The organism is Methanobacterium formicicum DSM 3637 (assembly GCF_000302455.1).
Classification (GTDB): domain Archaea; phylum Methanobacteriota; class Methanobacteria; order Methanobacteriales; family Methanobacteriaceae; genus Methanobacterium; species Methanobacterium formicicum_A.
The window spans coordinates 1-17,344 of record NZ_AMPO01000008.1 but is presented as its reverse complement, the minus strand read 5'-3'; the positions used below and the strand labels follow the sequence as shown (position 1 = coordinate 17,344).

Below are 17,344 nucleotides of genomic sequence, written 5' to 3'. Positions count from 1 at the left end.
AACAATAAAATGCACATAAAGTAGGATATACACCATAAATTTCAGTTTAATGGATTAAAGAGAAGAATTAGGAAAAAATTAGGGGATTTGCAATGTCTGGAAAGATATTCATGATAAAGGAAAACAACGAATTCGTGGAAATGGAAGAAAAGAAACATGCCAGAGAACTGGATTTTCAGAAGTTAATTGAGGAATATCCAGATCTGATACCAGGGGATCAGATAGACAGTGCAAATCCAAGGAAGTGGTTGCATGTGGGTAGTGAAGTGAATTTTCCCATAGTGGGCAGTGGGAACATTTACCTGGACCATTTATTCCTGGATCAGGATGGAATACCCACTCTGGTTGAAATCAAAAGGAGTGAAGATGACCGGCTTAAAAGGGAAGTAACCGCCCAGATAATTGAATACGGTGCAAACCTCCTCCTGTCCATGGATGTTCAACTCTTAAAAGAAAGAGTTGAATCCCATGAAAATGCAGATATAACTGAACTCTTAGGTGAAGAAGGGGATGAGAATGAGTTCTGGCAGAAAGTGGATAAGAATTTAAAGTCTGAACATGTCCGCCTTCTGGTAGTGGCTGATGAAATACCTCAGAGACTGCAGAATGCACTTGAATTTTTAAACAGAAACATGGAATCTGTTGAAATACTGGCAGTGGAGATAAAACAGTACACCAGTGAAGGAATTACCACTGTAGTTCCACGGGTTATAGGTCAGTCCATTGAAGCTCAAACCAAAAAATCAAGAGTCACTTCTTCAGGACCCAAACTAAACAATGAAACCTTTTTTAAAAACCTGGAAGGTCCAGGAGTACCATTCTATGAAGAGTTCTTTGATTTCATCCAAGAAAAGGGATTCAAACCATTATTTGGAACCAAGGGTTTTTCATTAAGGATTCCATTTGAAGGGAAAGAGGTTAAGATTCTAGAGGGGTATTCTAAGATTGCAGCTCGCCGTCAGCACCTTGTTTCTTATAAGGGAGATCTTAAAGGTATGGTTAATGGGGGAGATGATATTGCAGAGACCTATGTTAGGAGTATGCTTAAAATAGATGGATTCGAATCTGTTGGTGATGGTTTTGTGTTTAGAATCAAAGAAAACTTAAATGAAGAAAACTGGAATCTTCTAAAAGAAGTTTTATCAAAACTCGCGGATGAAATCCAAGGGAATGGTTTAAAAGGCTAATGCTTAGCCAAAATCATTCAATTTTTTAGAATATCTCTAATTAGGAATTTGTATTATATGATTGTTTTATTAAATCCATGATGTACTCTAAATCTGACTTATATGTTGCCTTTATTTCATAATCTCCATTTCCCCAATGACCAACGTCTGAAATATCCCTAGCAATGTCTTTAGGATCATCTAGTTCTCCTTTTCGTATATTGAGCCAAATTTTAATCTGTTTTTTCTGTAAACGGAAGTCCACAAAATTGGTTCTAGATTTGAAAGCAATGTAATATTTAGTGGGTTTAACTTGCACATCTTCCCCTAAATTGTATATTCTATCTTTCAATTCGTCATAAAGTTCTTCAACTTCACCGGAAGCCATTTTAAGATGATATTCTTCTGTGAATATTTTTGGATCGGCGAATGTGGTAACTTTTACCTTCTTTTCTCTATGCATCATGAAATTTTCAGCTTCAGGGAGAGGAATAATGACATCTGGAGTTATAATAATTTTTTCATCTAATTCATAAGCTTCTAACTTCACACATTTAATATCCACACCAATATCTCTCAACCAAATAACAGCAGCCAAAGTTTCCTCTTTAAACTCATTTGCCACTAAAATTATCCGTGGTTGGTTATCAAAATCCTTGAAATCATCGTTAGTAATGAAGTTTCGAATTTCAGATTCCACTTCTTCCTCAGTTTCCCTAACAAAATTCGCGCGAATATCTACAATATCGTTAAATGTGTGGGTTGAACAGAATGCAGCATAGTGAATAGCTTGTAAATCAATAAATGTCTCAGCAACATCCCGTTTTAGTTCAATAACAACTAATTTACCGTCTTTATCAACGGCTAAAATATCCAATCGCTTACTAGTTTTATCAAAACCACTGTATTCAGTGGTAATAGTTAATAATTCTTCCCCCAATATTTCAGGACGTTCTGCAATCCATGTTTCCAGATGAGTTCTTTCCCATACACCCATATCTGAAAGTTTTTGCTCCATGATCAGATCTTCTAACTCCTTCTTTTCTTTTTCAATTAGTAAAATCATTTAAAGCCCCTCTTTTTTTATTAAATTACTATAATTCAAGCTCATTTAGTCCATTAATGATTTTTTCCTCTAACTCCAAAATCTTCTTTTTAATTACCTCTGGAGGTTCATATTCAATCTCTTCATACTCAATTTCCTTGTAGTTGGAGATGCTGAGACTGTAATCATTCTCTTTAATTTCATCCAGCGGAACCACGAAGCATTTGGCTTTCCTATCTTCCAGATCTTCAGTATCTTTCTTGTTGAATTTTCTAATAATATCTGGAATATCCCCTTTTCCATCAATAAAGGTCCGTTTATCATCTAAAGAATAACCATCGGCTTCCATATCATAGAACCAGACTTTTTCTGTGGGTTCTCCCTTGGTGAAGATTAAGATACCTGTGGATACTCCGGCATAGGGTTTGAAAACACCAGAAGGCATTGATATCACAGCATCTAACCTGCATTCCTCTAAAAGTTTCATTCTTATGGATTTATGAGCTCTGGAATTTCCAAATAAAACTCCTTGAGGTACAATAACTGCGCATCTTCCACCTATCGTTAGAATATTGAACATTAACTCTAAAAAGAGAATCTCGGTCTTGGTGGTGTTAATTGAGAAATCATCACTTAATTCTTCTTTATTTATGCTTCCCTTAAACGGTGGATTGGCCAGGACAATATCATATTTCGGTTCCTGGTTGTATCTCACAGAAAGAGTGTTAAGCTGATCAATGTAAGGGTTGTTGATTCCATGCATCATCAGGTTCATTAAAGAGATTCGAACCATGGTCTGGTCGAAGTCATATCCATAAAGTGTTTCACTCTTCAGAAACTTGAATTCTTCTGGGCTTAATCTGTCTCCTTTGAAGTTGTATTCAATACCTTCATCATCAATTTTAATTAATTCAGGAGAAGTATTTGATTTAAGGATGTGCTGGTAAGAATTGACTAAAAAACCAGCAGTACCACATGCTGGATCACAGACAGTTTCCCCAATTTTAGGGTTTAGCAGTTCCACCATCATCTGGATGATGTGCCGGGGTGTACGGAACTGACCATTTTTACCGGAGGTTTTAAGTTCAGATAGGAGGTACTCGTATAAATCCCCCTTGGTGTCCATGTTCCGGTCTTTAATATGCATATCATCGATAATTTTGGTGGCTTCAGTCAGGAGAGTTCCGGTGGGAATGGCAAAGACTGCATCCTTCATGTAGCGGCTGTAAAGTGAATTAGAACCACCCAGCTCCCGTAAGAATGGGAATACTTTATCCCGAACATGTTCTAGCATCTCATCAGCAGCCATGTTATTCCAGTTGGACCACCTGCAATCAGGACAGTCTTTAAAGATGGACTCGTATTCTTCCCCTTTGAGCTGGACATTCTTTTCGCGAGAGATCTCATCATCATCTAAACGTTTCATGAACATTAAGTAGGACATTTGTTCAATGGCCTGCAGGGGATTGGATATTCCACTGCTCCAGAACTTATCCCATAACTGGTTTATCTTTGATTTTAGGTCTGAGTCTAGCATACGAGTTCTCCTTTGAATGCTTTTTGCATTAGGGTGTTGAATAGGTTGTTTATTTCTTGTTTGGATTGGGATTGGTATGTTTTTAGTTGATTTAATTTTTCAGATATTTCTACAAATTTTTCTTGAAGTTCTAAGGGGGGAATTGGAATTTCAAGGTTGGACAGAATCTTTAAATTTATGTTTTTTTGAGCTGATTCAGGGGCACTGTCTTCCAATATTTTTTGTAAAAAGGATATCCAATGCTGAACATATTCTACTTTTACATGCTTTTTAGGAGTAAATCCAACAATACTATCTGGAAAACATGCATCAAATGTTAATATTCCTGTTTTAGCTATATTGGCCGCTATTGTTATGCATAATGTGCCTTTTGCCCACATTCTGCTCTGTTTCAACCCTATTTCAGAATATGTTTGAGTATAATTTTTTATGTAACCTCCAGACCCTGCAACTTCTCCAGTTTGTATTAATGGATAAGAGCCACCTAATAACTCTGGTGCATTTCTTGGCCTATGCTTAGATTTTCCTCTTTCGAGCTTACCAACATCTCCAAATTTAAAAATATCCCATTCTTTACTATTTTTAACTGGATCTCCAAACATTTCCAGAAAAACACTTTTCAAATATTCATCGGCCAATTCATCCGTTTCGGTCCGCCATTCTTTCAGTTTTTCGGCCTTTTCCAGGATTTCAATTATTTTCTTCTGGGTTTTGAGTGGTGGAACTGGAATTTTCAATTTGTCAAAGAAAGTTTTAGGAACCCTTTTTTGTCCTGCACTTCCCGTCATGTTTTGTTCAGCATATTTACGAGTATAGTCTAATGCTAAAAATCTATAAACCCATTCTGGAATTACATTTTCATAAGTTCGTAAGATATGGAACTCAGTTGAACCAAAACCAATATCAGTACCGATTTTGGCAATTGTTCCTTTACCATTTTCCATACAAGGTGTTATTTTGGCAAAAAGGACATCATTTTTCTTAAAATAGGTGTAACCTTTAAAAACTTCCCCTAAATCTTTAATTTCTTGTGAATATATTTCTCCATTCTCACCAACAGATTCCATTGAAAGAAATGTGATTTTTTCAGAATCAGAATAATTTTTAACTTCATTTTTCCGAGGATTTATATCACAAACCTCTGAAACTGGTTTAAATTTCCATTCTAATGGTAAATCTACTTTTTTAAGCATTTCATCCCTTCAATAACTTATAATATTTCTATTTCACTAAAACAACTAATAAACTTCCAAGAACCATTTCCCATAGTTCTTATCTCAATTTCACCCTCATCATCTTCATATATCATACGAAATGTTATTTCTTTTGAAAGGGTATCGTCATCTTTTAGAATTGTAATTTCAGCGGTAATTTCAGATATAGCAGGTGCTTCATCTACAATACTCAAAATTTTATATGAAACAAGCTTTTTATCAGAGAAAATTTCTCTGCTGAATATTCCTGCGATTTTACCAATACTATAACTATCTAAAGTTCTATGATCCATTTTATTAGCTATAAAACCAAAATTTCTGTCTTGCCAATACTCAAAAAACTCGACCAATTCTTTTTCAGGACTTCCGTCCTTATAGTCTGAAGATGAACCACTAATAATGAAATCAGCATTAGGAACATTTTTACGAGGTTTCCAAACATTTAAAAGATTAGTTCTCAATTCATTTTTCTTGATTTTGTATAATATGGCTTTTAAATCTGTTTTTTCAGAATCTTCTGGTAATTTATCTTTTTTTAGTGAAATGATTCCATCTTTCAATGCAAATAATGCTGCCCAAGATTTGGTGGCAACCATTTTATTCGCATAGCCTAAATCACGCCCATGAAGTATCCCATTTCGAAAAGGTATTGTAAGTTCATCTGTTGTTGTTTTTGTACGCGGGCAAGACATCAAACTTTGTAATTCAGGTAAACCAGTAATGTGTGCTGCAATTGAATCTTCTGCAATTATTTTATTATCTTCGCCAAAAAACCCTTTATTCCCTGTTTCTTTATTATCAAAAACTATTCCATCAATTATGGTCAAAAGGAGCGGTATACAGGCAGAATACATTTCTTTTGTATAATAATCAAATGCTTTCTCTAGGAGAGTCATTCTTGGTTTAAATTCTTCCATCCAACTTGACCATTGAATCAGAAGTTGAATGTTTTTAGAATAATATTGCACTAAACCTTGTTCTGCTTCTTCGAGTTTACCTTTATCAGCTAATTCAACTGATTTTATCATCATTTCTTGACTCATTGATTCATGAGCAATCCAACCATTTTTTGAGAAATGTTCGTTGAATCTATCCGGAATATGTAATTGTTCAAAATCTTTTTCAAGCTCATCTACTTTTGACAAAACATCACTTAATTTTTCTTTTTCAAGGCCTAATGGAACTAAAAAATCTAATAATCCTATTTCAACAGCTGTTCTAAGTTTTTTCATATTATCAAGGGTTTCTTCCATTTTTTTAATTGAAGGATTGTCTACAATTAATTTATTTTCAGAAGTTCCTTCGTTAGAATCAGTTTTTGGTTTGGAATTAATTTCCCTATCTTTTTTTATACAACAACGTTTGTATTTCTTTCCACTTCCACAATGACAAGGATCATTTCTCCCAATTTTATGTTTTTTTCTCCCTTTGCCCATTTAATGTCCTCACAAAATAGATTTCGATGATTAACACATCCTAATCCTATTACACTTATCCACAATCCCCACTAACTCTTCATAACTAAACAAGTCCAGTGGATTTTCATCCTCAAAGGGAGGACTACCAAGGTCCTTCATCTCTATGTGTTTCCTCTCTGCAAACACCTTCTTCAACAACATTAAAAATTCAAGTTGTCGGGAGGTGTACTGGGGATTGTTAGTAATGTATGAGTCGAACCTCTTTTCAATAATAGCCCGTGGGTCTTCATTCCTCTTTATTTTAATAATATCCCTTAAAAATAGTAGGAAATCAATATTTTGCTGTTTTTGGATGTACTCAATGGCTATTTCTGGTTTGAGTGATGAGAGTTCCTTTTCCAGGTCCAGAAGTTCTCTGGAGGTTATTCCTTCACCTTCCTTTAACTTGCAGACTGATTCGTTTCTCTCTAGGAGTCTCTTCAGGGATTCATCTTCTTTAACTTCTTTTTCAAACTCTTTCCAGTCTACTATCATGTCAAATGCTGAAATATCAACCACTGGTCTGCTGGTGGGTTCGAAGTACTTCATCACCGGTGCAATTTCCCTCACCAGGAATTCCACATCCTCGAAGGTCAGGTCTTCCCAGAACTCCATTTGCTGTGCTCTTATAAGAAGTGGCTTTTTCTCACTTATCACCTGGAGGTTGTCCTTATCAGCCACGTTGCGGATCATGAAGACCAGTTCCCGGCGTATTTTATCGATCTTCTCCTTATCCCGATCCAGCACGCAGGTGAAGAGCTTCTCTGCCTTTAAAATAAATGATGAAACCTTGGAATTACTTCCGAACTGGGTTATAATGAGGGGTGATACTTCATCCATTAACTCATCCACTAAACCATCAAAATCATCACTTTCCTTGATCCTGGATATTACCGATGATTTTTCCCGGACCAGGAAGAAATCCTCATCCAATGCATCTATGGTGGATCTGATCTTACCGGTTATGAGTTCCCTCTCATGAGGGGATAAGTTCTCCTCTAATAAAGCTACCCGGTTGTTGAAAATGTTGGTTAGAACATCATTGGGCACTCCAGTACCTTTACCCCTTTCCAGTTCATGGAATTCAATATTGGAGTGTCCTCCAATTACGAAGTCAAATATCTTAAAGTCATCCTTTCTACTGTTGGGTAGCCAGTCTTTGTGCTTGCAGGCTTCCAGGTTCCGTGTTCCTCGGCCCAGCATCTGCCAGAACCTTATAGGGGAAGCCACTGGTTTTATAAACACTAAATTGCATACTTCGGGGATGTCCACCCCGGTATCCAGCATTCCCACTGATAGGGCGATTCGGGGGCTTGATCTTTGTTTAAACCGTTTCACTTCATCGTTAGCGCGGTACATATCTGAGGTTATAACCTGTACTTCACTGGCGAACTTGGGAAATAACTCTCCAAAGACTTCCTTCATTTTATTTGCATGGTTTTTGCTGGCGCAGAAGAAGATGGACTTGGTAGGTTTGCCTTCATCTGACTTGTAGCAGTTTTCCATGAAGCTTTTAATTATGAGGGCATTGGTCTTGTTATCCATGAACACCCGGTCAAACTGAGAACCAGTTGGTTCAAAGGTGTCCGGATCCACATCCTGCCGGCGGAGCTGGTCCTTTAGAAACTTATCCAGATCCTCCTGTTTTATTCCCTCGTTTAAGACTTTGGTGGAAATAATATGGGCAAAGTATGGAACCAGAACCCCGTCACGAACTGCCTCATCATAGGAGTACTCGGCAGTGGCCTTTCCAAATAAGTCAAAGGTACTCTGTGTTTCCCTTTCCCTGGGAGTGGCGGTTAATCCAATTTTTATGCAGTCAAAGTACTGGTAAATTAGATTGTTTTTATCATAGATTGACCGGTGTGCTTCGTCAAAAACAATTAAATCAAAGAATCCAGGAGAATATTTCTCAAACAACCTGGTTTCCTTGCCACCCATTAAGGTCTGCACTGTGGAAACATACAAACGGCTGGAAGTGGTGAATCCTTCCCTTAAATCAGCGGCTGGTTCTGTGAAATATTTTTTAAATCCATTATCTCTGGCCTGTCCAACTAAAGCAATCCTATCAGCAATGAATAAAACATTTCTAACCACATTGGATTTGATTAGTAGATCAATAAGGGCCATTGCTACTCTGGTCTTTCCTGTACCTGTGGCCATCTCTATTAAAGCGGTTCTATGACATTCTGAAAAGTGTTCTGAGAGTTTCCGGACTATGGTCACACTTCTGGGCCTATCCACAATACGGGTATTTATTTTAACAGTTCGAGGATCTTTACGATTTTGGTACAGGTCCCTGCGCCTTTTCAAATCCGCCTGGGAAAATGGGCCACTGACTTTCCTTTCAATCCCATATTCATCAATGAACACCCATTTTTGACCATTGGTTAAGAAAATAGGTACTTTCTGGTTTATTTGACTTTCAATGTCTAAAGAATAAGTTCTGGCCTGTATTCGGCCGGTATCTGCGTCTTTGGAAAACCTTTTTGCTTCAATTATAGCTAAAGGTGTGTAATCTTCGTCCAGTAACAGATAATCAATGAAACGATCAACATTCTGTTGGGGGTTTCCATCGAACAAAATAATATTTTTATCTTTAAAATTTGATTTAACAGAGTTGACTTCCTCTTTGATGTATTTTGGAAGCCATCCTTGTTTTTTTAATTCTGGATCGATATACTGCTTTCTAGTTTCAAATTCTGATAACAATGAAACATCATCAGCATAGGATTCCATGATACTATGATGATTATGATTATATAAAAAGTTACTATTTGCTCCTACTTTTGGTATCTATTGACTAAGTTACTAGTTTCATAATATTTTGTTATTAGTTAATAATATTTATGAGGTAATGGACCTCAAATTATTTCATTAGTTAAGAGAATAACCAGCAACTGTACCCTGATCTTGAATTAGGAAAATTAATATTTGTAGATAATAATACTTACTTCAATAATAAAGAAAAAATGAACAAATCTATTTTGTGATTATATGAGTGATAACGAAGATAGTCGTTTAGGCTGTAGATGGACTATGGAAGAAGATATCCAAATGTGTAAACTACGTGAGGAAGGGTATAACTTTAAAGAAATTGGTAAACTTCTAAAAAGAAGTGAAAAATCATGTGCAACCCGTTACAGTAATCGTGGTTATACCTTAAATCCATTAAAATTATTCCTGAACATCACTGTTGTGATCATCTCTTTACTAGGTGGTGTAATTGCAGAACCTAGTGTATTTCAGTATAATTAAGTGAACATCCCTTATTAATGCTGATACCCCATTTACCGGTGAAAATAGGAGTAATTACCCTCCTTTCATAAAATTTTTGGGATTCGGGGTTAAGAAAAGTCAAATTTTTCTTCTTTTAAAGGAAATTCTTTTAAGGAAAGATATTATTTTTTTTATTTTGTAATTTTTTAGCTTTCATTTTAGATATTCAGTCTAATTTTAGGTATTTAAGTTTATAGGGTTAAAAATAACCGGGATTGGTAACAATTCCCCTTATTTTCTAAAAAAATTGAAATATAAACCTTTCTATTTTCTTATGAAGTGAACACTTTATATTAAGGAAATATGTTAGAATATCTCATGTAATCTGTTTATCAAGCATAAGGGAGGTGAAACGATACGAAAGCAAGCGATTACATACAGATATTTAATTCCTTTACTGCTTATCACCTTAACCGTACTGTTTTGTGCCAGTACTGTCTCTGCGGCGGATGAAGCAATTTTCGTGAATGGTTCCTACGGTAATGATAGCTGGGATGGTCAAACATGGCAAACAGCCAAACTAACCATCCAGAACGCAACAGAAACCGTAAGCTCCAACGGAGTGGTAACCATTGCCGATGGTGTTTACTCAGGAACTGGCAACACCAACATAACCATTAACCGGAACATGACCATACAGGGCTTAAGCCAGAATGGAACCATAATCAATGGAACAGACACTAACTGGATATTCACCATTACATCTGGTGTGAATGTCACCATCTGTAATCTGACATTTACCAATGGAATTGGATATAGGGGTGGTGCTATCTACAACCATGGAGATTTAACCGTGGAAAACTGTACATTCACCAACAATACTGCAACAAACCTAGATCAGACAGGTGGAGGTGGAGGTGCTATCTGCAACTTTGCAGACGAAGGCCCGATTACAACTACTGTAACCAACTGCACATTCAACTGTAATAAAGCAGTAAGAGGTAGTGCAATAATGAATTACTGTGGTATCACTGATCATTACATTATTATCACAATGACTAACTGTAACTTCACCAATAACACCGCACAAAGCATAGGGACTATCTACAATCTTGCCGATAATGGTTATGTTAATAGTACTGTGACTAACTGTAACTTCACCACTAACACCGCAAAAGATCATGGTGGTGGTATAGCAAATTACTGCGGTCAATCCGGTTCAATTACCAATATTGCAATAAATTCTACCTTTAATAGTAACCATGCTAATTATGGTGGTGTTATAGCCCTTTGGCTAAATGGTGGTTTTATTAATTTTATTGCAACTAGCTGTACATTCACCCATAACACTGCAAATTATGGTGGTGCTATTTACAGTTCAATTTGGCAGGGAGGTTCTATTAATTTAACAGCTCATTTCAACAGTTTTGTTGGAAACATTGCAAGTGCAGGTAGTGCAATATGCAGGGAAAAAGGTTCTGTGAACGCTACACTAAACTGGTGGGGATCTAATGTTGATCCAACAAAGGTCAATAACCTCATATCTGGTACAGTGGATGCCAATCAATGGGTTATTTTAACAGTCAACGCAACCCCAAGCACCATCAACAACGGCGAAACATCAGCCATTATCGCTGATTTCAACCACATCAATGGAGGTGGTGATCTAGTTGGAGGACACATACCAGATGAAGTTATAACCCTGAACATACCATGGGGAAGCTTCACTGATTCTGGAACTAGTCATTCCTTTACAGGAAATACTGATGCTGGTGTCCTGTCTGCTACATTTTATGCCACCGAAGGTGCATTGAATCCATTGTTCAATCCGGTTCAACTCACTGCAACTGCAGATGGATACACTACCAGTGACTCAGAGTCAGCTTACATTTCAATTAACCCCGTAGCTAACCTAAACATTACCAACACAGCCAATGTGACTGTAGCCAATGTAGGAGATATAGTCAGGTACAACATCACTATAACCAACAACGGCCCAGATAATGTAACTTTTATCACATTAAAAGACATTTTACCCGTTGGAACTGAACTTGTGGGTGTATCCTCTGCATATGACATCCTAAGCCTTATTCCATCCGGTGTAGAACTAACATGGAATAACATTTTAGCTTCATTGGGTGTTGATCAATTACAGCCTAGCATGAGTGTTTCGATTTTAGTTGACGCGCGCATCTTAGCTTCTGCTGCAAGTACTACACTAGACAACAAGGCAAACATCACTTACAATCTATATCCCTATTTCAATGAAACTACAGCCAATGTGTATGTTAACCAGGCAATTGTGGAGTTGAACAAGACCGCTAACAACACTCGACCAAATGTTGGAGAAACAGTTCTATTTACCATTGTAGCTAAAAACACCGGACCAAGTACTGCCAGTAATGTGATTGTCATCGACACTCTACCAGCAGGTTTAGACTTTGTTAACTGCACTGGAGGCGGTGTTTGGGATCCAGTTACCCGTACTGTTACCTGGCCGGCTGCAATTGTGGCAAATAATGGCAACGTAACTTATTATCTGACTGCACTGGTAAATTCTACCAGTTTAGCCGGTACCAACGTCACCAATGTGGTAAATGAAACCCATGCTGAGTATCCATATAATTCAACAGCTAACTGTACCGTCTATGTACCTAAAGCAGACCTTTACATCCAGATAACCAGTGACAAAAGCAATCCCACTGTGGGTGAAACATTCACTCTAAGATACAAACTGGGAAACAATGGACCAGACGATGCAACCAACGTTACCATAACCATACCCTTACCTGAAGGATTTGTAATATCCAAAATTGAGGGTGATGGAAACTGGACCATTACTGGAAACACCATAACCTGGACCATGAACAATGTTACAGTAGGCGATCCCAACCTGTACGTTTCAGGATGGACCACCGGCCCAGGAAATTACCTATTCAGTGCATCAATAGCCTCAGATACATTCAGCATAAACAGCACAGGTGTTAGCCCCCTCACTTTAAAGGCACAACCAACAGTAAACGCAGCAACCACAACATCTACTACATCTGGAAACACTGTGGGAATGCAAAGCACCGGAGCACCAATGGTGACACTGGCCTTAGCAATCCTTAGTATAGTGGGCGGATTAGCCGCAACCCGGAAAAAACAATGAAAAGGATTTGATGATTTCTTAAAGATTTATGAATCCTTTTCCCCTTTTTATTTTTAGGATAAACAACTTTTTTAGAAAATATAGAAAGTCTTTAGATAAGATTAAACAGTTTTTTTTAGATAAATAAAATTTTCAATTTTAGAGTTATCGATGATAACAATATTCAGGTTATCTTAACAGTTTTCCTTCCAGTATGAAGATTGAATATAAACTTTTCTATTTTTTTATGATGTGAATACTTTATATCATGAGGTATTTCAAAATACAATGTGTAATCTGTTTAACAAGCATAAGGGAGGTGAAACGATAATTAAGCAAGCGATTACATACAGAAAGTTAATCCCATTAATCCTCATTACTTTAACTGTGCTATTTTGTGCTAGTACTGTTTCTGCAGCAGATGAAGCCATTTACGTGAATGGTTCATACGGTAATGATAGCTGGGATGGTCAAACATGGCAAACAGCCAAATTAACCATTCAAAACGCAACCGGAACCGTAAGCCCCAATGGAGTAGTAACCATTGCCGATGGTGTTTACTCAGGAACTGGCAATACCAACATAACCATTAACCAGAACATGACCATACAGGGCCTAAACCTGGCAGGGACTATCATAAACGGAACCAATAACACCGTTATATTCTCAATTAAACCTGGAATAACCTTAATCTTGAGTAACTTAGAACTAACCAATGGAAACCATTATCATGGTGGTGCTATCTACAATCAAGGTAATTTATACTTAGATAACTGTAACGTAACAAACAGCACATCCAGTTACGGTGGGGGAATCTACAATAGCGGTACTTTAGCTGTGGTTGATTCTACCATAACTGGTAACACCCTAAACTTTGGTTACTTAAATGGTGGTGGAGGAATCTACAATGACGGCGGTACCTTGACTGTGATTAATTCCATTATATCAAATAACACAGGACTAGCTATGTGGGGCGGTGGAGGAATCCTCAATAACGGTAATTTAACAGTTATTGATTCAACCATAACTGACAACACTCTATCTAATTATAGTGGTGCAGGAATCTACAATATAGATACTTGTATTGTGACTGGTTCGGTTATACAAAATAATTCTGCCGCATATGGTGGAGGAATCTACAACACTGGTACTTTAACCGTAATAGGTAGTTACTTTGGATATAACACCGCAACTACAGGTGATGGTGGAGCTATCTACAATGATGGTACTTTAACTGTAACCGGCAGTATATTCACCAATAACACTGGTGGTTTGAATGGTGGTGCTCTTTACAACAAGGACAATATGACAGTAACTGACAGTCATTTCACCAACAACACCGCAACTAGTAATAATGGTGGAGCTATCTACAATTATAAAAATTTGATTGTAAATGGCAGTACATTCACCAACAACACTGCAAATTATGAGGGCGGTGCTATCTTCAACCGAGATACCGCAACTGTAACCGACAGTACTTTCACCAGTAACAATGCAACTACCAATGGTGGGGCTATCTACACTTCAGATTCCTTGACTGTAGCAGGCAGTAACTTCTCAAACAACACTGCAGAAAATGGTGGAGCTATCTACAATGATTATCATTTGATTGTCAACAACAGCACATTCTTCAGAAACAGCGCCCATGAAGGTGGTGCTATTTCATCTGAAGGCGATATTACTATGCATTTCAACCGAATCGTGGAAAACAGTGCCCAATACGGCAGTGCTATCTATAATCACAAGGGAGATGTGAATGCCACAGATAACTGGTGGGGTTCCAATGATCCAGAATTTGAGACACTGATTGATGGAGATGTAAATTACTCTCCATGGTTGTATCTGACCTTTAGCGCAGAACCACTGAGCATTCCTCAGGGGTCCTCATCAACATTAACCGCCAGTTTCAACCAGGACACCGATGGATTTACCATCAACCCACTTGACCCTGTAAACGGACATATACCGGATGGTTCACCAGTGACATTTACCACCACTTTAGGTAACGTGGGCAGTAAATCCGTGGAAAAATACACCATAAACGGCATAGCCACTGCCACTCTCCGTGCAGATGAAGCAGCAGGAAGTGCAGTAGTAGGTGTACTGGCAGACAGTCAGCCATTGACTTCTACTGTAACCATCACACCAGGCAGTACCGATACAAATACCAGTACCAACCAGACCGGCACCAGTAACAGTGTCAACGCAGCAAGCACAACCAATACTGTGGGAATGCAAAGCACCGGAGCACCAATCGTGCCACTGGCCATTGGTATCCTAAGTGTACTGGGTGGATTAGCCGCAACCCGAAAAAAACAATGAAAGGATTTGAGGATTTCTTAGAGATTTGATGAATCCTTTTTCCCCTTTTTTTATTTTTACAATATTTTACATTGGTATTAACATTGGTAATTTTTTTACGTTGGTATATAGGTCAGGTGAATCTATTTCAATAATCTCACAGATTTCAGTTAGATTCCCATAATTGGCAGACACCAGCCAACCTACCCCCACAGACATGGAAAAGTTTTTATAGTGAAATTGTAAAAAAGAACATGTCTATCTTAACGATCCAGCAATAAATCCTTAAGTTCAGCCCGGGCAACCTACAGTTTACCGGACAATGTTGATACAGATATACAACTTAAACTTGAATACAAATTAAACTTGGATAGAAATCATATATGACCATACAGGCCCATAATCAAAATCAGTGCCCCAGAACGCAACTGGGACCATAGATCCACGACTCATTGAAAACAATGTTAAACCTAGAAGACGAAGAATTCAAGATCATATTTGAAACGCTGAGTAAAATCCCTTATGAGCCACACTGGTGGATTCGAGTTCCAGTTGAGATGGTACTTGAAGGAGGGTCGAGTGACTGTTCTGATAGAGCTTATGCACTGTCAGATTACTGTGAAAAAAACAATATTCCTTATTCTTTCATTTTAACTCTTTTCAACAATCCATTATCACTTCACATGGCCCTGGTGGTTGATGGTTTAGTTTATGATCCTATGTTGCCAGTTTACGCCATGACCATTAATGAATATAAAAAATTTCTGGGAGGATTTTACAGTAGAGTTTTCGGATCCTGGATCCAAAAAATAATTCCATAAAAATTTTTTTCTTTTAAATTTTATTAAATTTATTAAACTTAACGAACGTTGTTAAACAGGTTAGCGAACGCTATGAAGGAAAATAATAACAGATTTAAGTTATAAAATTGGAGATTAGAAAGATAAGTCTATAAAAATGGAGTTTAATTTTGATTTAGATAATAAATGGATTAAAAAGATAAATTGTATTAAAAAAAGGTTTCAGTTTAATTTTTATAGTGAAAATAATGGTCTTATAGTGAAATAAAGACCGTTATAATAAAAATTAGTCATTATATTGAAGGCCTTGAGTGAAAAGTCATTATAGTGAAATAATGATTTTATAATAAAATAGTATTCTATGTGAAAATAATGGCCGGCAGCGTTGTGAGCTTCCCATAGGCTCTCGCCCACAGTACAACATCAAAACGTGGGAGGACTTTACTTCTGGGATCGAAACGAGACCAGGTGTAGCCCCTCCGCTATGGCCGCCGTGCCAAATGAAACAACCTATGAAGTTGGTTTTAGCATGATAACCCTACAGAATGATCTGTTAGGTTTACAGGTCCATTGACCCGTGGCATGATTCTATTGTAAATTTATATATCTGAATTGATTTAGGTTACTTCATGACTTTTTTCACCTGGAAGTAACGTTAAATCAGGAAACTGTATTTTAGATATTTTATGGCTAATTCAATGTATTATTATGGTATTTACTGAAATTCAATGTTAAATGTGGTGAATATGATTGATTTAAGGAAATGGTAAATCCCTCATTAAGAGGGGGTTCCCCTCCACCAGAGGTGAAGGGGATATGGGGTTAAATTTAAAGGGGGGTTGTCCCCTCCGTTAGGAAGGGACAGGGAGTAAATGTAAAACCCTCACTATAATAGGGGGGGTTCCCCTCCACCATAGGTGAAGGGGAGGGGGGGTGATCCCTCCACAAAGGGAGGGGTCAACATAAAGGGGGAATCCCCTCAAAATATGAGGGGACGAATGGGGTTAACATGACATAGAATACTCTCCTACAGGTAATATCAAACCAAATGGAGATATAATAAAAAGTCAAAAAGAATTGACCCAATCTATGTTAAATAAATTATAGAGTAAATATGAATGGCCGGCAGCGTTATGAGCTTCCCATAGACTCTCGTCCACAGTACAACAACAAAACGCAGGAGGACTTCACTTCTGGGATCGAAACGAGACCAGGTATGGCCCCTCCGCTATGGCCGCCGAACCAATATGAACATATGAAATGGATATGAATTAAAGAATACTTACTACACAAGACATCACATCATGCATAAAAGCATATAATGTACGCACACTTTCACCCTAACTGAATACACCTGACTAGAACAACCATCACAATATAAAATCTCTTAAAATACACTAATTTGAGATGGTGCACTGAAATTAATGCCATCGGACGTTGGAAACCGCAGACTAAACAACTCGGCCCAAAGG

General features: G+C 37.5%; 10 protein-coding genes and 2 rRNA genes. 5 read left to right on the top strand and 7 right to left on the bottom strand.

Annotation, left to right across the window (positions count from 1 at the left end; translation table 11 throughout):
• The first annotated feature begins 92 nt into the window (after window positions 1-92).
• A complete protein-coding gene (locus A994_RS12955) occupies window positions 93-1,187 on the top strand; it encodes a hypothetical protein (RefSeq protein ID WP_004031151.1) in 1,095 nt (364 codons plus the stop codon).
• Between the two features lie 40 nt (window positions 1,188-1,227).
• Here A994_RS12955 and A994_RS12950 read toward each other — a convergent pair whose 3' ends face one another.
• The 5 genes from A994_RS12950 to A994_RS08895 are packed head-to-tail and all read right to left on the bottom strand — an operon-like array spanning window position 1,228 to window position 9,158.
• On the bottom strand, window positions 1,228-2,232 hold the full coding sequence (locus tag A994_RS12950) for a DUF5655 domain-containing protein (protein ID WP_004031150.1): 1,005 nt from the start codon (window positions 2,230-2,232) through the stop codon (window positions 1,228-1,230).
• Window positions 2,233-2,260: 28 nt separating this feature from the next.
• Window positions 2,261-3,748: a type I restriction-modification system subunit M gene (locus A994_RS08910; RefSeq protein WP_004031149.1), complete on the bottom strand. Its 1,488-nt coding sequence runs from the start codon at window positions 3,746-3,748 to the stop codon at window positions 2,261-2,263.
• Complete coding sequence (locus tag A994_RS08905) at window positions 3,742-4,941, bottom strand: restriction endonuclease subunit S (protein ID WP_004031148.1); 1,200 nt, start codon at window positions 4,939-4,941, stop codon at window positions 3,742-3,744. Before A994_RS08905 ends, A994_RS08910 begins: the two co-directional genes overlap by 7 nt.
• A gap of 17 nt (window positions 4,942-4,958) precedes the next feature.
• Window positions 4,959-6,398: a YecA family protein gene (locus A994_RS08900; RefSeq protein WP_004031147.1), complete on the bottom strand. Its 1,440-nt coding sequence runs from the start codon at window positions 6,396-6,398 to the stop codon at window positions 4,959-4,961.
• 30 nt (window positions 6,399-6,428) lie between these two features.
• Entirely contained in the window at window positions 6,429-9,158 is a 2,730-nt protein-coding gene (locus A994_RS08895) for a DEAD/DEAH box helicase family protein (RefSeq protein WP_048204185.1), read from the bottom strand.
• 258 nt (window positions 9,159-9,416) lie between these two features.
• Between A994_RS08895 and A994_RS08890 the strand changes: the two genes are divergently transcribed.
• The 4 genes from A994_RS08890 to A994_RS08875 all read left to right on the top strand — a co-directional run bounded on the left by A994_RS08890 (window position 9,417) and on the right by A994_RS08875 (window position 15,893).
• Window positions 9,417-9,677, top strand: coding sequence for a Myb-like DNA-binding domain-containing protein (locus A994_RS08890; protein WP_100222287.1), 261 nt, complete (start codon window positions 9,417-9,419; stop codon window positions 9,675-9,677).
• Between the two features lie 484 nt (window positions 9,678-10,161).
• A complete protein-coding gene (locus tag A994_RS08885; protein WP_004031144.1) occupies window positions 10,162-12,792 on the top strand; it encodes a DUF11 domain-containing protein in 2,631 nt (876 codons plus the stop codon).
• 366 nt (window positions 12,793-13,158) lie between these two features.
• Window positions 13,159-15,093 (top strand): beta strand repeat-containing protein, encoded by a 1,935-nt coding sequence (locus tag A994_RS12945; protein ID WP_192812714.1) that lies wholly within the window; start codon window positions 13,159-13,161, stop codon window positions 15,091-15,093.
• A gap of 440 nt (window positions 15,094-15,533) precedes the next feature.
• On the top strand, window positions 15,534-15,893 hold the full coding sequence (locus tag A994_RS08875) for a hypothetical protein (protein WP_004031142.1): 360 nt from the start codon (window positions 15,534-15,536) through the stop codon (window positions 15,891-15,893).
• A gap of 353 nt (window positions 15,894-16,246) precedes the next feature.
• Here the strand turns inward: A994_RS08875 and rrf (A994_RS08870) are convergent.
• A 5S ribosomal RNA gene (gene rrf / locus A994_RS08870) occupies window positions 16,247-16,368 on the bottom strand.
• 624 nt (window positions 16,369-16,992) lie between these two features.
• Window positions 16,993-17,114: ribosomal RNA gene (gene rrf, locus A994_RS08865) — 5S ribosomal RNA — on the bottom strand.
• Window positions 17,115-17,344: the final 230 nt, after the last annotated feature.

Coding starts and splice junctions, on each gene's coding strand:
- A994_RS08910 (WP_004031149.1), bottom strand. CDS start 3,748: ATGCTAGACTCAGACCTAAAATCAAAGATAAACCAGTTATGGGATAAG.
- A994_RS08895 (WP_048204185.1), bottom strand. CDS start 9,158: ATGGAATCCTATGCTGATGATGTTTCATTGTTATCAGAATTTGAAACT.
- A994_RS12955 (WP_004031151.1), top strand. CDS start 93: ATGTCTGGAAAGATATTCATGATAAAGGAAAACAACGAATTCGTGGAA.
- A994_RS08890 (WP_100222287.1), top strand. CDS start 9,417: ATGAGTGATAACGAAGATAGTCGTTTAGGCTGTAGATGGACTATGGAA.
- A994_RS08905 (WP_004031148.1), bottom strand. CDS start 4,941: ATGCTTAAAAAAGTAGATTTACCATTAGAATGGAAATTTAAACCAGTT.
- A994_RS08900 (WP_004031147.1), bottom strand. CDS start 6,398: ATGGGCAAAGGGAGAAAAAAACATAAAATTGGGAGAAATGATCCTTGT.
- A994_RS08875 (WP_004031142.1), top strand. CDS start 15,534: ATGTTAAACCTAGAAGACGAAGAATTCAAGATCATATTTGAAACGCTG.
- A994_RS12950 (WP_004031150.1), bottom strand. CDS start 2,232: ATGATTTTACTAATTGAAAAAGAAAAGAAGGAGTTAGAAGATCTGATC.